The organism is Kiloniella laminariae DSM 19542, assembly GCF_000374005.1.
Lineage (GTDB): Bacteria > Pseudomonadota > Alphaproteobacteria > Kiloniellales > Kiloniellaceae > Kiloniella > Kiloniella laminariae.
The window spans coordinates 258,773-273,184 of record NZ_KB893157.1 but is presented as its reverse complement, the minus strand read 5'-3'; the positions used below and the strand labels follow the sequence as shown (position 1 = coordinate 273,184).

The following is a 14,412-nucleotide window of genomic DNA, read 5'->3' as shown; positions in this document are numbered from 1 at the left end:
TCTGGCCCGGCCTTGAGAAATGAGCGACCTATTCCCCTCACTTCATGGGGCTGACCTGATATCCCCGTTCCACCAGAATATTCAGGATACCCTTTTCCCCCGGCAGATGCAGGGCGCCGACAGCGGTAAAAGAATTTCCCCGCACCAGTCCTCGCGCCATCCGGTTTGCCATGGTCAGGTTACGTTTATCAATCAGTCTGGTCTTCATGATATCATAAATCTCTGGCGGCTCCTGTTTAAGCTCTTCCAGCATGGAGTGGTAAAATGCAGCGGTGTTTTCCGCCAGATACCATTCCTTGTATTGCTCCATCAGTTCCAGAGTATTTTGAACCGCAAGAGGGCTTTCAAGTGCCCGGACGATAGCATCATAGAAAATCTTGTCATCGCGTTCATGAAAAACACCCAGCTGTTCTCTTGCTGTTTCGAGGGATTTAACCGGAACGTTGTGCTCCTCGGCCATTTGTCCCAGCTGGAAGTCGAGAGCAACCCCTTCCTCTTCCAGTTTCTGGCTCTCTTCACCCAGCAGAGACTGGATCATCGAATAGGCAGCCCAGAGTTCCAGCTGCTTGAGATCTTCTTCCGGAATGTCCTGTTTGAGGGCGATATCGCGGATCTTGCCATAAATCTCTTTCGGCAGAACTTCATCCAGGGTTTTTCCATCATCACGGATTCTTACATTGTAAGCTTCCCGGACCTCCCGAAAGGTCGGATCTATTTCGAGATAGAGCACCTCGGCCTTGCTCAGATAGGGTTTCACCCGATCTTTCTGCTTCAGCACCCGGGGGTCGGAAACATGCATGGTGCCGAGCAGATAACTCGGGGCACGCCCTTCGCGCTCAATCTTCCAGAACAGTCCCTGTCCATAGAGAACTTCTTCTGTCTCGCCACCTTTTGCCTGGACTGACAAAGGGAGCGAAGCCCCAAACCCCATAAAGAGCATCAGGGAGAAGCGCAGAACAGTCCCGAAGCGGATACAGTGAAGGGCTGTGTCCAGAACAGCCTGTGATACACGGGAGACAGTGCTCGGGATCGCAAAACCAAAGATTTTCATCCACTCTCGTCCTGTACAGATCACGGGATTGAATATTTGAAGGATCAGGCTTTTATCTTGTAACCCCGTGCCATCAATGTCCAGCCAGCAAGAAAAGCGACCAGAGCAGCAATAAGCAATGCAATCCCCTGCCAGAGAACCATAGAAGGATCGCCATACCCCGTGACACCATAGCGAAAGCCATTGATGATCCAGAACATGGGATTTGCTTCAAACAGCCACTGCAGGTTCACGGGAATACGATCAAGTGTAAAAAAGGTGCCTGACAACAACCCCAAAGGTAAGACCAGAAAGTTATCAATCATGGAGAACTGATCCCACTTTTCAGACCAAAGCCCCACCAGAACGCCGATCATGGCAAAAAGGAAAGCCGCCACTATTCCAAAAAAGAGAGTGTAGCCCGCAGCATAAAGCATCGGACCGGTAAAAACGGTCATCGCCAGCATGATCAATACCGAAACGACCAAGCCATTCATAACAGCAGCCAGTCCATAGCCCAGCAAAAGCTCAAGCGGCGTTAAAGGTGCCATAAGCACATCGGCAATAACACCTTCCTGTTTGTCGATGATCAGCATAAAGCAGACATTCTGGAAAGAAATCTGTACCAGAACAAAAGCGGCCAAGCCCGGCGCGACAAACTGTAATGCCGTAAGCCCCGGTGCGATCTGCTGGCCGCTATCAAGCGCCAGGGTAAAGACCGTCATGAACAGCATCGTTGAAATCATCGGCCCCAACAGGCTTTCGGTCCAGAAACGCATGAAGCGCACCACACCGCGCCGATAAAACAGGGTCCAGACCCGCAGAAGAGCAACCACCCTTATGGGCTGGTCAATCCCTGATACAGTTGGAATTTCTGGACCTGCGCCTGTCATCAGATCAGGCCTTCAGCCTGTAACCGATGGAAATCAGACGGTGTGTCAAAAGCCAGAGCAGCAGATTTACACAAGGCAGCAGCAGGTATCCGATAATCACATTCCCGTCAGCATGACCGATAAAGCCGTAGCGAAAACCATCAATCATATAGAAGAAGGGATTAAAGTGCGCCACAGCCACCCAGGCTTCAGGCAGGCGATCTATGGAATAGAACGTTCCTGAAAGAAAGGACAAGGGTGTGATCACAAAATTGGTGACTGCCGCGATATGATCGTATTTCTGGGCCCAGATCCCGCCAAGCATCCCCAAAAGCGAGAGCATCAGGCAAGCATTTACGGCAAACCATAGCGCGGACAAAGGATGAGCAACACCACTGGGTACAAAAAACAACATCGCAACAAAAACTGTCAGACCGACAAGAAGCCCGCGGGTAACACCACCCGCCGCGATGGCGAGGGTCATTTCCCAGGGGGCCAGAGGTGGCATGAGAATATCAACAATGTTTCCCTGAACCTTGGCGATCAGGATCGAAGACGAGGTATTGGCAAAAGAATTCTGCGTCATGGTCATCATCATCAGACCAGGCGCGAGGAAGGTAATATAGTCAACGCCTCCAACCGTACGCCCCAGCCCCCCCAGTGCCAGTGCAAAGACGGCCAAAAACAGCAGGGTGGTAATCACCGGTGCCATCAGGGTCTGAGTGAAGACGTTTAGAAAACGCTTCACTTCACGACTATAAAGCGTCCAGAGGCCCAGAAAATTCATGGCACCAATCTGACGGGGAGCAATCTTGCTTAAGGGTGGGTCGATCAAAGTCATGTTGCACATTTACGCAACCTTGGGGAAATCTTCAAGGGATGGAATAGTGAATAAACCAGAAACATTCAGAAACCACCCATTCGATCACTACTCAGGCATGAACTCAGCTTCTGATTCTATTTCTCAGAACGGAATTTCATCATCTTCTTTAATTTCTACCCCACCCTCAATTAAAAAAATTTCTGAGGACTTTATGCTTTGAACACTTTGGCGCCGTGCAAACCGTTTAGCAGACTCTGTGAAAGGCTCCGAAGAACCCTCCGCTCTCATAAGTCCCGCTTCAATATAGTAGTTGAAGAGAATTCCAAAAGTTAGCTTACTAATTTTGAAAAAATCCCCTGTATCTACCCCAGAAACTTCAGAAGCCAACCCTGAGCCGATATGAATACAACTTTTAGCTTCATCTAACCGATATCCACTATGATGATCATCTATGTGCCAAATAAAATTTCGATAGAAAACAAAAAAACAACCAATCCAAGAACATTTTATTTTAGCCCCACACCCGGAAACACGATAATATCCCTTTTTTGAAATATTATTTAAATTAATATCAATAGTAATTTCATCATTGCAATTTGGAATCTCAAGATCTGGAATATTTATCTTTAATTTTCCAATGTTGTTTTTTAAATTTTCGTTTTCTTTTCTTAACTTATTAAGCTCGTTCAACACTTCGAGACTTGCAACAGAATCCCCGCGCACCCAGCCAATGCGGGGTTTTGTTCTTTTTGCATGATCTAAAGCTTCACGGACAGCTAATTTCAGGCCATCAACTGTGCTCCAATCTTTTCGTATCCGCCCTTGTGATGCCTCTGCAATAAATTTGTCTAACTGTTGCTTCCCGACTTCGGTTTGTTCTGTTTTATCGGCAGGGATACGTCCTCGCTCAGCATGAAGCATTACTAAAACAGGAACTCCCCTTGATACAGCATAACGATACTCTTTCTCTGTATAGCTAAGACCATTCTCCGCAACGGTTCCATAACGCCCAGCAAGAATAAGGACATAGTAATCACATTGGTCTATTAGTGATTTGATAAACTCAAACTGGTCTTCATCTGCAGCAGGAAAACCCTCCATCTGAACAGGAAAATCCCCAGTACTAATAATGACATCCTCTACAGCCCGCCGCTCCGCTTTAAGATCTTCATATGTTGAGCTGATAAAGACTTGGAAACGCTTATCTTGCAATTCTGAAATCCTTCAAACTTCATCTGATTTTTAATAATTCAGAATGAAACCAATACCTATACGATATCAAATTTAGGCAAAAATCAATCAAAACGCGCCGAGTGCGATCAACACACAATCATAGAATTTTACTTTTATCTGTCACTCTTTACACTGCAGGCTCCGCCCCGTTATCTCGCTTCTCTCTGGAGGCTTTCAAAACAAGCTTTAAGTACTTTTTGCGCTCATCAGGCACCTGACGCCAGTCACAATCAAGAATTGCTCCTTCAAGCGCATAGAGATAATTCAGCGAGAATTTATGCTCGTCACAAAAGCGAAAATAAAGGCGGCGAAAGGTTTCTTCAGTACCATAATTTCGCAGGTCATCCGGGCTGGTTATCCCGACTTCCAACAGCTGGGGTACAGACTTGGGACCAATGTTGCGCATTGCCAACAGTGCCTGCATCCCCTGGATTTTTGCAGACATACCTAACTCATCCTATTTCTGTTTTTGCTGACTATTCTGAAAGTATAACCTGATCTCATCAGACAATACTGCTGAAGGGAAAAATTTATAAACCTGTTGCAGAAAAAAATTGGTTCACGCTCTGGGACATGGCATTTTTAGTACATGAAAAAGTTCACCCGACAACCGGAAGACGGCCCTCCGAAACGGAAAGTGCCCCGCAAAGCGACACCCAAGTATCTTGGCAACGTAGCCCGTTTTTATCTTGAGCGCTATGCCACCACAGAAACCGGCTTGAGACGTTACCTGATGCGTAAAGTCACCCTCTCGGCCAAGGAGCATGATACCGACCCTCAGGAAGGGATTGAGGCGATAGAAGCCTTGATCACAAAGTTTCGCGATCTCAATTTCCTCAACGACGAACGCTATGCCGAAGGACGCAGTGGCAGTCTTCATCGCCGGGGCACATCCTTGCGCGCAATCCGCCAGGATCTTTCCCTCAAAGGCGTGCCGGAAGAAGAGATCAACAAGGCCATAAACATTATTGAGGAGGAAAGTATCAATCCCGATCTTGAAGCCGCGGTGTCCTACGCCCGCCGCCGTCGAATGGGACCTTATCGCCCGGACGAAGAGCGCGAAGAACGGCGGGAACGCGATATGGCTGCCCTCGGCAGGAAAGGTTTTTCCTATGCAATCGCCGAAAAGGTCATTCAGGCTGAAGATCTTGAGCTGCTTGAGGAAGAAGCCGGACTTTTTTAAAATTCTGCATCAGTGAATCCGATTTCACTTATTTGCCGCAAAGAAACATTGAATTCAAAGATCAGACACCCAATCCTTATAAAAGGACGTATGATCATCTGTCTTGACAACAGGGACACAGAATAATGCAATTTCGTCACGCTGCCCTAGGTCTGCTTTTTGCAGCAAGCCTCTCCGCATACAGTATTCCCGCCTCCGCAGCCGGGAGCGGTTGGGATAGTCAGAGCTCTCCCGAGCTCAAGGAAGCCGTCAATCTTATCAAAGACGAGAAATATACCGAAGCCCTCCCCTTGCTGACAAAAGTTACCGCGGAAGACCCGAAAAATGCTGATGCCTTCAACATGCTCGGCTACAGCCTCCGCAAGCTGGGGAACAAGGATGACGCTCTGAGTAACTACACCAGGGCCCTGGAAATCAACCCGCGTCATCGCGGGGCCAACGCCTATCTCGGTGAACTTTATCTGGAAATGAATCAGCCAAACAAAGCGCAGGAGCGTTTGGAAATTCTGGATGAAAGCTGTTTTTTTGGCTGTGATGAATATTCAGAGCTGAAAAGCGCCATCGAAAAATATAAAAGCAATCAGTAACTGACCGCCCCGCACTGATCCTCCTTTAACTTTACTGGATGGATCAATGCGGGAGATCTTTGGCACTGGTCAGGGACCAGACATCCATGCCCCCAGTTCTGCCGCGAACTTGAATGTGCTGTTTGGGAAAAGCACTGAAATCCCCACCCGCTATTTCGGCAACAGGCTGTGAAATCACCAGCTGAGCCCCCAGCTCCTTGCTCATGCTCTCCAGTCGACTGGCTGTATTTACAGCATCACCGATGGCTGTAATCGAGGTTGCTTGCCCCCATCCCAGTTCACCAACGATTACCGGGCCGGTATGTATCCCGATCCCGATCCGCAGAGGTTGCGGCAATTCATGGGCCAGATGGGCATTGAGCTCGTCCAGTTTTTCAGCCATCCGTCTGGCTGCCTTCAAGGCATTGCGGCAGCCGATTTCCACACCACGGTCAATCCCGAAAAGTGCCATCACACCGTCACCGATAAACTTGTCCAGCCGTCCACCAGATTCTTCGACCGCCGTACCCATCGCTTCAAAATACCGGTTGAGGATAAAGACCACATCATAGGGCAATTTCTTTTCAGAAAGACTGGTAAAGCCCCTGATATCGGCAAAGAGAATTGCAATTTCCCGCTCCTGCCCCTGCGCGATAGAACTGATCTGACGCCGGGCCGAGTTCATCCCGCTTTCAGCAGGCAGAAGCGGCGTAATCTCCAGATCTGATATCGGATAGGTCTGGCAGGCGAGGCGCATGTTTTCTGCAGCACCGATCCTCTGCAGGACTCTCTGTTCATCCTGTTCGATGCCTGGCAGATGGTCCAGACCGCGCCCGACCCTGACACGGCAGGTTGAACAGCGCCCACGACCGCCGCAAACCGATGCATGAGGCACACCGTTCATCAGACTAACATCCAGCAAACTTGTGCCCTTTATCGCCCTTAGAGCCCGTCCATCCGGATAACTTACCTTAAAGGTTCCCTGCCACCGTTGGTAGGCGTAGCGCAGCCAGCGTGCAGAGAATGTAAGAAGTAACAAAGCAATAAAAACAACCTGCAGCAAGGTCTCAAACCTGTAGATATCCGCGACCTCTTCCGCAGAAGGCAAGCGTGCCGAAGCCAGGAAATTTTCCATCCAGAGGGGATTGGCGGCCAACGCCGTTATTTTCAGGCTGGATACATAGAACCCAGCCAGGGAAACCACAGGGAGTATCACCACCAATGACAAGGCATAAGGCTTGAATGCCTGATAGCCTGGGCGGTATCTCAGCCAGTAATGCAAACCGACACAGCCATGCCCCCAGGCAAGGAAAAACAGGATTACCTGCCGGACCCCGGCATCCGGCCGCCAAACCACCAGCGCATAGAGTTCGTAATAATAGTTATCTTCAAGTCCATAAATCTCATGAGCAAAACGGGTTCCCAACACATGCAGAACCAGCAGGAGAGGAATTATAGCCCCCGACAACAGCTGTGCTATTTCCCAGAACCGCATATGCAGATGCTGACGGCGATATATCCCCCACAGGGACAGAGACATATGTGAGACCAGCGCACCATAGAGCAACAACGTGCCAAGGGGATTGCGCCATAGCGCCAGAAAAGCCTTTCGTCCTTCGTCCATCAGGGCAATGGAATGTAACCCCAGGGCATGATTGAGAAGATGAGTAAAGAGATAGAAAAATAGTACAAGCCCGCCGTATAACCGGATCTTTCTGACCATCCTGATGACACCTGCTTTTTGATCTGCTAAAGAAAACCGGATTGTGTAACGCTATTTTTCAGTAAAAAATTCTATCAACTGCTTGTTTTTGTCGCTTCGACGCAGACTAAGGGTCGCGAAATAGACGAGTGATTAACAAATAGATGAGTAGGATAGTTGGGATTAGCGAGGATAGCCAGCGTTAGGAAACACGAATTTGGTATCAGGACTTTCCAGAGAAGAACGTTCCGCCAGAAGGCAGCAGCGGAAAGAGAAGTTGCTCCAGGAGTTGGATTCAACAATTCCATCTCCCTGTACTTCTGTCTGCCAAATGGATGACCTGACCCAGCTCTGTATCGGGTGTCAGCGCAACATCGATGAGATTCGCGACTGGGTCATCATGACTGGCGAAGAAAAAAAATCCCTGCTGAATATAATCGAACAGCGCCGAACCAGCATGGTTGCCTGACTTGTAGAAGGCCGGACTGCCGACAAAGACCGTATCCCGCATAGAACAGGCATATCTTTTCTCTGATATTTCCCGGTATCTTGCCCCCAACGATACCTCCTTTGTCCTAGATCAATTGCCTGCGTCTTTGGATACAGCATAACAGCGGAATATTCCTGTTAAGGCTGGTTCAAAATATGATCAAGATCGTGCCCCGCCCTCACCGCGCAGAACTTCTTATGCCTGCCGGTTCTCTAGAGAAACTGAAGATCGCCATACTTTATGGCGCTGATGCCGTATATCTCGGCACACCGGATATGTCTTTACGCACCAAATCGGATTTCAGCCTGGAAGAAGTCATCGAGGGTGTTCGCTTTGCCCATAATCACGGCAAGCGGGCTTATCTCACTCTCAATCTTTTCTCTCATAACAAGGACATTGCCAAACTCCCCCTGTTTATCGAAACCATCCGGGCAGTTGAACCTGACGGCGTAATTATTGCCGACCCGGGTATTTTCAATTACGTCCGCGAAGAGGCGCCGGAACTGGAGCTCCACATTTCAACCCAGGCCAATGTCTGCTCCTGGTTATCGGTTGATTTCTGGCAAAAACAGGGCGCCAGCCTCTGTGTTCTTGCCCGCGAAGTAACCTACGACGAGCTTTGTGAAATCAGAAAGAAATGCCCGGACATAAAGCTTGAAGCCTTTGTGCACGGTGCCATGTGCATGACCTATTCCGGTCGCTGCCTCCTGTCCAACTTCATGGCTGAACGCGGCGCGAACCAGGGCAGCTGCGCCAACTCCTGTCGCTGGCATTACAAGGTGCATATGAAACTCAAGGATGGCACGATCAAAGAACTTGAACTTACCGAGGAAAATCTCCAGCTTTTTGAATTCCTGCTCGAAGAAGAATGCCGTCAGGGAGAGCTGATGCCCATAGAAGAGGACGAACGTGGCGCCTATATCCTCAACTCCAAGGACCTTTGTCTCATGCCCCGGCTTGATGACTATCTGAAAATTGGTGTTGATTCCCTCAAAATCGAAGGCAGAAACAAGAGTGCCTATTACGCGGCGGTAACCGCGCGGGCCTATCGCCAGGCAATCGACGACTGGTATCAGTCCCCCGAAGACTGGTCCCCCGATCCCTATATGGAAGAACTCTCCACTGTCCCCAGCCGGGGATATACCCTGGCTTTCCACGAGGGACGCCTGCGCAACCATGCACACAATTACGATCACACCAAAACCTTTGCCGACTATGAATTTGCCGGCCTAGTCACAGATCTGGATCAAATCGGCATCCACGTCACAGTCAAAAACCGCCTTGAAGCCGGGGATGTTCTTGAACTTCTTCCTCCTGGTGGACTGCAGGTTGTTCTCATCCGGCTTTACAGCTTCGAAGATGCGCGAACGGGTCACATAGATGACGTCATCAATGCCGGACAGAAACCGGTAATCCTCCTCCGCTGGTCCCTGTTTGATCAGGAAAATATTGAGCGATTGAAACAAGTCCTCTGTCCGTTAACTGTGATCAGAAAAGAAAAATCCCTTTCACAGGCAGAATGGGACCGGCTCAAGCTGGACCAGACGGCCCGGAAGATTGAACTTGGGCAGGGCAGTGAAGCATTTTACGAGAGACAAAGAGATCGCTTACAGAATAGCCTTCTGGTTGAGAACGGGGAGCGGATTGCCAAAACACCCCGGATCGGAACAAGTGGCTGTTGTGGCCGAGGCTGCAATGGCTGCATGATTTTCTGGCACGATCCGCTCTATGACAAGGCCCGCAAACTGCTCGCCCAGAAAAAACAGGGCCAGCTATTTGACCGCGATATGCGCGAGGATCTCGTTCTTTCAGAATAGCCCTGATACCGCCTTTACTGTAATGGCGTCTCTCCAGTTTAGATTGAACAGATCAGAATTATCCCCTAGCGTCGAGGTGGGAGGGAAAATCTATTCCCGAGATAAACGTTACGGGACAAATTATGGCTGGAAACACCGCACCAACCACAGAAGCAAGAGCGATGCGGGGAATCATTCTCATGGTTCTGGCTATGGTACTCGTTCCCGGCATGGATGGAATCGCAAAATACCTCAGTGCGAACTTCAGCGTCTTGCAGATTTCCTGGGCCCGTTATGCTTCCATGACTCTCTTCCTGCTTCCCTTTGCCTTGTGGAAATTCAGATCCGGGGCATTTTTTCCCGGCCAGATCCGGTGGCAAATTCTGCGATCCCTGTTTCTGCTCGGCTCAACCTATCTGTTTTTTTCTGCTATTGCCCTGATCCCGATCACCGATGGTCTGGCACTGGTATTTATCTATCCCCTTATCGTCACGCTTTTTTCCGCCATCTTTCTGAAAGAAATCATTGGTATCAGGCGATGGCTTGCCGTAATCGCGGGATTTTTTGGTATTCTTGTTGTTCTGAGACCCGGTTTTGACACCATCGGCCCCGGGGCTTTTTATGCCCTGGCCTCAGGAGTTTGCCATGGCTCCTACATTATTACGACCCGGCACCTTTCAGGACACTCAACTGCTTTGCACACTCTCTTTTTTACCGGCGTTATCGGTAGCATCCTCCTTACTTTAGCTGTTCCTTTGGCCTGGACAGCACCCGACACGAGTGCCCTGTTTTGGATGTGTATGATCGGCCTTCTCGCTGCCTCCGGTCACTTTCTCATTATCAAATCCTGTGACTATGCCCCCGCCTCGGTCATTGCTCCCCTTGGGTATATCGAAATTATTTCGGCAACCCTGATCGGATATGTATTTTTTGATGACTTCCCCGATTTCTGGACCTGGATTGGTATGACCATCATTATGGCCAGCGGGATTTATATCTCCTTGCGGGAATCGCTCAGGAAGGCTGTCCCGCTTCCTGCAGTGGCACAGTGACCCCGCTTCAGCACCTCCCCGGTTTAACTGCTCTATCAATCGGGTAATTCGTACAACTCTCCATTGAACTAAAGGCTTTGTTAGCTTTTATAACCGACACTGATGCGACCTAAATTAATCCTCCAACAGGACAAGAATAAAAACACCTGAAATCAAAAGCTTGTCTTCGTTCATCGCAACATCGGGAAAAGAAAATGCGTCTTGCCTTCCACAGTCTGAGCTTCAGGCTTGTTGGCCTCACGGCCATCATGGTTATCCTCGGCTTTGCCGTACTGGTCTCCTATTCAACCTACAGTCAGGTTAAAAACTCGCAGGAAGATGCCCAGCGGTATCTTTCCAGCCTGGCAGAACAGTACGCACTGGATGTCCGTATTGATATCGAGGAAGCTCTGGTTGCCGCCCGGGGCATGGCGCATTCTATAGAAGGGCCTTTAAGAAACGGCTCCACCGATCGCTCTGCTTTTGCCCAGACTGTCGAAAACACCATTCGCCGATACCCCAATTTTGTCGGCGGTGCTGTCGGGCTGGATTCAAATATTGCCGGACAGGACAGCGACGTTTCCGGTCAGGGTTACAACGATGCAGCAGGCCGCCTGCTTCCTTATTTTTATCAGGATGGAAAAGGTGGTGTCGCCTGGGAACCTCTTGCTCTCGGCGGAGACAGCGGATCCGAGCTCTGGTACGACCTGCCAAAAACCACCAAACAGGAAGTTGTCACCGAACCTTATGTCTATCCGGTAAACGGAGAAGACGTGGTTATGACCACCGCAACGGTACCTATTTTTGACGCTCAGGATCGGGCCGTTGGTGTCGCCACAACAGATATGGCCCTCAAGGATATCCAGATCCGCCTTTCTGAACTGAAACTTTTTGATACAGGAACAGTTTCCCTGATCACTGCCGAAGGGATGTGGGTATCCCATCCTGATGATACTAAACTGGCACAGCTGGAAAACAGTCCAGCACTTACACCGGTTTTGGCAGCCCTGAAGGCAGGAAAAAACTTCTTTGGCACGGTGGATGATGCCGCAGTCGGTGGCGAACGCTTTGTATCGGTCCAGCCAATGACATTTGGCAAGGCAGAAACTGTCTGGGGGATCGTCGTATCCGTTCCGGAAAGCGAAATCATGGCCCAGGCCAATCAGGCACGAAACCTGATGATTATTATCTCCCTGCTTGTTGTCGTCGCGGTGATTGCCATTAATGCCCTGATCGGAACCCAGGCCATGGCTATGCTTGGCAAAGTCACGAATACCATGCGCAACCTCGCAGACGGGCAAACCGACCTTGAAATTCCAGGTCGGAACCGCCGGGATGAAATTGGTGCCATGGCACAAACTGTTGCGGTTTTCCGTGAAAATGCCCTTGAGAAACAAAAACTTGAGGCAGAACAGAAGCATCAGCAGGAAACTGCCGTCATTGAGCGCAAATCAACCCTCGACAAGATCGCCACCCGCTTTCATGAAGGAGTCAGTGGTCTGATCCAGGACATCGAAGGCTCTGTAAGGGACATGAAGACTTTTGCCGATACCATGACAGGTATGGCACAGGAAACCCGCTCGAGAGCTTCTGAAGCCTCCCAGTCTTCCGAAAATGCCAATGACAACGCCCAGGCTGTTGCCAGCGCTTCTGAACAGCTGGCCGCTTCCGTCGGGGAAATCGGCCAACAGGTCGGACAGGCAACCACTATCACCAACAAAGCTGTTGGCGAAGCGGGTCGATCCAACGAAAACGTCCAGTCACTGGCGCAGGCTGCCCAGCGTATTGGCGAAGTGGTGAAGTTGATCTCGGACATTGCCGAACAAACCAACCTTCTGGCCCTCAATGCAACTATCGAGGCGGCACGCGCCGGTGAAGCGGGGAAAGGTTTTGCTGTTGTGGCCTCCGAAGTCAAGTCGCTTGCCACACAAACATCCAATGCCACAGGCGAGATCGAGCAGCAGGTTTTTGCCATCCAGACCCAAACCAACAATGCTGTGGAATCTATCGGGGAAATCAGCCGCGTAATTGGTCAGATCGACGAAATCAGTACAGTCATTGCCGGAGCTGTTGAAGAACAGGGGGCAGCCACCCAGGATATTTCTGAAAAAATCCAGATGGTCGCAACAGGTGTCAGCTCCATTCGCGAAAGTATTGCCGGGGTTGATCAGGTCTCTGAACAGACGGACTCTGCAGCCCGTTCCGTTGTCGATACCATTGCCAATCTGGACCAGAAGGTCCGGGCCCTGAACGAAGAAGCAAATCGTCTGGTCGCCGAAGTTCGCAGCGCCTGAGTATCTGCCTCACGAACAAAAAAGCCCTGTGTCATTCGGCACAGGGCTTTTTCACAAGCTGTTTTTCTCATTTCAGGAGCTTGGAACCAACTTCCTTCACCAGCTTGGCCCCGACCATCGCGGTCATTCCCACCAGATCCCGATGCGGGTTCAGTTCGACAATATCCGCCCCGACAAGATCTGCATTCAGCTTGTGCAGGCTATTGATCAGATCCCGGACTGACATCCCGCCGGGCTCATGGTGGGATACCCCCGGGGCAAAGGCAGGATCGAGAACATCCAGATCAATCGAAAGATAAAGTGGCCCGTCAAAATCCAGCTTCAGATCACCATTCCAGTCTTTCATCTGGATTATTTCCACTCCAAAACGCTCGGCCTGCTCTTTTTGATGCTGATTCAATGTCCGGATGCCCACCTGAACCAGCCGTTTCACCAACCCGGTTTCCATAATCCGGGCAAAGGGGCAGGCGTGACTGTCCCGATTGCCATCCAACTCGTCATAAAGATCGGAATGGGCATCAAAATGAAGAATATTAAGCCCCGGATAAGCTTTGGCATGCGCTGTAATCAAGGGTGCAGATACGGAGTGATCGCCTCCAAGACTGAGAAGCTTTGCCCCCAGAGAGACTATCGCTGCAGCTCGGGCCGAGATTTCTGACAGTGCGGTTTCCCTGCTGGAAAACTGCAAATCGCCACAATCTTTAAAGCGGGAATCAGAACCGAGATCATGCCCGGCTTCACTGGTCATATTGGCCGAGCCGCAATGCAGGGCTTCCCTGATACGCTGCGGGGCTAGGGCAGGTCCGGTCATGTAGGAGCCATTGTGGTCGAGGGGAACGCCCAGCAAGACAAGGTCATTCTTTTCAATCGCATCAAACATAAGTGCCCCCAATCTGGATTGCTTGCCAAAGCAGCAGCTTACGTCACAAAGGAAGATAAGCAACAGAGGCCTGATCCTGATCAGAATTTATTTTGGTTAAGGTTTGTGCTGGTTAGGGTTCATTCTGGTCAAAAGGGTCTTCGACCAGAGATTGCCTGTGCTTGACATAACACCAGACGACTGTGGCAAAACCACTCCCCAGCAACCAGGGATTTTCGCGTACTAAACCAGTGAGAAGCAAAACACCGGCAACGACAGCCAGCACGGCCGGAGGCCCCTGTTTTTCATCACGACAGACCCCACCCCAGAATTTTTCATGCTTAAGTAAAACCTGGTTAAATTGACCAGTTATCACCAAAAATCCAAGGTAAACCAAGACAACAAGCCCCATTAGGGCCGCGATTGTAAGGGATTGTTTGAACAGGTCTGACATCAAGGACCTTCGCGCTGTTTTTAACAGCCTACAGGAAAGCGCGCGCGGAACCAAACACCACAATCATAAGACCTCTATT

The 14,412-nt window shown here is 50.0% G+C and carries 14 protein-coding genes; 6 read left to right on the top strand and 8 right to left on the bottom strand.

Going from position 1 to position 14,412, the window contains the following annotated elements:
* Positions 1-37: 37 nt before the first annotated feature.
* The 5 genes from B152_RS0114400 to B152_RS23860 all read right to left on the bottom strand — a co-directional run bounded on the left by B152_RS0114400 (position 38) and on the right by B152_RS23860 (position 4,403).
* Positions 38-1,051 (bottom strand): TraB/GumN family protein, encoded by a 1,014-nt coding sequence (locus B152_RS0114400; protein ID WP_020593138.1) that lies wholly within the window; start codon positions 1,049-1,051, stop codon positions 38-40.
* Positions 1,052-1,095: 44 nt separating this feature from the next.
* Positions 1,096-1,923, bottom strand: coding sequence for an ABC transporter permease (locus tag B152_RS0114395; protein WP_020593137.1), 828 nt, complete (start codon positions 1,921-1,923; stop codon positions 1,096-1,098).
* Positions 1,924-1,927: 4 nt separating this feature from the next.
* Positions 1,928-2,752, bottom strand: coding sequence for an ABC transporter permease (locus tag B152_RS0114390; protein WP_020593136.1), 825 nt, complete (start codon positions 2,750-2,752; stop codon positions 1,928-1,930).
* Positions 2,753-2,866: 114 nt separating this feature from the next.
* Positions 2,867-3,937, bottom strand: coding sequence for a DUF4062 domain-containing protein (locus B152_RS0114385; protein ID WP_020593135.1), 1,071 nt, complete (start codon positions 3,935-3,937; stop codon positions 2,867-2,869).
* Positions 3,938-4,085: 148 nt separating this feature from the next.
* Positions 4,086-4,403, bottom strand: coding sequence for a TfoX/Sxy family DNA transformation protein (locus B152_RS23860; protein WP_020593134.1), 318 nt, complete (start codon positions 4,401-4,403; stop codon positions 4,086-4,088).
* Between the two features lie 144 nt (positions 4,404-4,547).
* Between B152_RS23860 and B152_RS0114375 the strand changes: the two genes are divergently transcribed.
* Positions 4,548-5,141 carry a regulatory protein RecX gene (locus tag B152_RS0114375; protein WP_020593133.1) on the top strand — a complete coding sequence of 198 codons (594 nt, stop codon included), beginning with the start codon at positions 4,548-4,550 and terminating at the stop codon, positions 5,139-5,141.
* A 125-nt stretch (positions 5,142-5,266) separates the two neighbouring features.
* Entirely contained in the window at positions 5,267-5,728 is a 462-nt protein-coding gene (locus B152_RS23855; RefSeq protein ID WP_020593132.1) for a tetratricopeptide repeat protein, read from the top strand.
* Between the two features lie 43 nt (positions 5,729-5,771).
* Here B152_RS23855 and B152_RS0114365 read toward each other — a convergent pair whose 3' ends face one another.
* Positions 5,772-7,430: an adenylate/guanylate cyclase domain-containing protein gene (locus B152_RS0114365; protein ID WP_020593131.1), complete on the bottom strand. Its 1,659-nt coding sequence runs from the start codon at positions 7,428-7,430 to the stop codon at positions 5,772-5,774.
* A gap of 256 nt (positions 7,431-7,686) precedes the next feature.
* Here B152_RS0114365 and B152_RS25900 point away from each other — a divergent pair, with 256 nt between their 5' ends.
* The 4 genes from B152_RS25900 (at position 7,687) to B152_RS0114345 (ending at position 13,020) form a co-directional block, all read left to right on the top strand.
* Positions 7,687-7,878, top strand: a complete 192-nt coding sequence (locus B152_RS25900; protein ID WP_026261573.1) for a DUF1289 domain-containing protein — start codon at positions 7,687-7,689, stop codon at positions 7,876-7,878.
* A gap of 176 nt (positions 7,879-8,054) precedes the next feature.
* A complete protein-coding gene (locus B152_RS0114355) occupies positions 8,055-9,716 on the top strand; it encodes a U32 family peptidase (protein ID WP_020593129.1) in 1,662 nt (553 codons plus the stop codon).
* Between the two features lie 122 nt (positions 9,717-9,838).
* Positions 9,839-10,747, top strand: coding sequence for a DMT family transporter (locus B152_RS0114350; RefSeq protein WP_083921904.1), 909 nt, complete (start codon positions 9,839-9,841; stop codon positions 10,745-10,747).
* A 194-nt stretch (positions 10,748-10,941) separates the two neighbouring features.
* Positions 10,942-13,020, top strand: a complete 2,079-nt coding sequence (locus B152_RS0114345) for a methyl-accepting chemotaxis protein (RefSeq protein ID WP_020593127.1) — start codon at positions 10,942-10,944, stop codon at positions 13,018-13,020.
* A 67-nt stretch (positions 13,021-13,087) separates the two neighbouring features.
* On the opposite strand, the gene speB is transcribed toward B152_RS0114345, so the two are convergent.
* On the bottom strand, positions 13,088-13,900 hold the full coding sequence (speB, locus tag B152_RS0114340) for an agmatinase (RefSeq protein ID WP_020593126.1): 813 nt from the start codon (positions 13,898-13,900) through the stop codon (positions 13,088-13,090).
* Positions 13,901-14,012: 112 nt separating this feature from the next.
* Entirely contained in the window at positions 14,013-14,333 is a 321-nt protein-coding gene (locus tag B152_RS0114335) for a hypothetical protein (RefSeq protein WP_020593125.1), read from the bottom strand.
* Between the last annotated feature and the right edge of the window lie 79 nt (positions 14,334-14,412).

Coding starts and splice junctions, on each gene's coding strand:
- B152_RS0114400 (WP_020593138.1), bottom strand. CDS start 1,051: ATGAAAATCTTTGGTTTTGCGATCCCGAGCACTGTCTCCCGTGTATCA.
- B152_RS0114365 (WP_020593131.1), bottom strand. CDS start 7,430: ATGGTCAGAAAGATCCGGTTATACGGCGGGCTTGTACTATTTTTCTAT.
- B152_RS23860 (WP_020593134.1), bottom strand. CDS start 4,403: ATGTCTGCAAAAATCCAGGGGATGCAGGCACTGTTGGCAATGCGCAAC.
- B152_RS0114350 (WP_083921904.1), top strand. CDS start 9,839: ATGGCTGGAAACACCGCACCAACCACAGAAGCAAGAGCGATGCGGGGA.
- B152_RS0114375 (WP_020593133.1), top strand. CDS start 4,548: ATGAAAAAGTTCACCCGACAACCGGAAGACGGCCCTCCGAAACGGAAA.
- B152_RS0114345 (WP_020593127.1), top strand. CDS start 10,942: ATGCGTCTTGCCTTCCACAGTCTGAGCTTCAGGCTTGTTGGCCTCACG.
- B152_RS0114395 (WP_020593137.1), bottom strand. CDS start 1,923: ATGACAGGCGCAGGTCCAGAAATTCCAACTGTATCAGGGATTGACCAG.
- B152_RS0114390 (WP_020593136.1), bottom strand. CDS start 2,752: ATGTGCAACATGACTTTGATCGACCCACCCTTAAGCAAGATTGCTCCC.
- B152_RS23855 (WP_020593132.1), top strand. CDS start 5,267: ATGCAATTTCGTCACGCTGCCCTAGGTCTGCTTTTTGCAGCAAGCCTC.
- B152_RS0114335 (WP_020593125.1), bottom strand. CDS start 14,333: ATGTCAGACCTGTTCAAACAATCCCTTACAATCGCGGCCCTAATGGGG.
- B152_RS0114355 (WP_020593129.1), top strand. CDS start 8,055: ATGATCAAGATCGTGCCCCGCCCTCACCGCGCAGAACTTCTTATGCCT.
- speB (WP_020593126.1), bottom strand. CDS start 13,900: ATGTTTGATGCGATTGAAAAGAATGACCTTGTCTTGCTGGGCGTTCCC.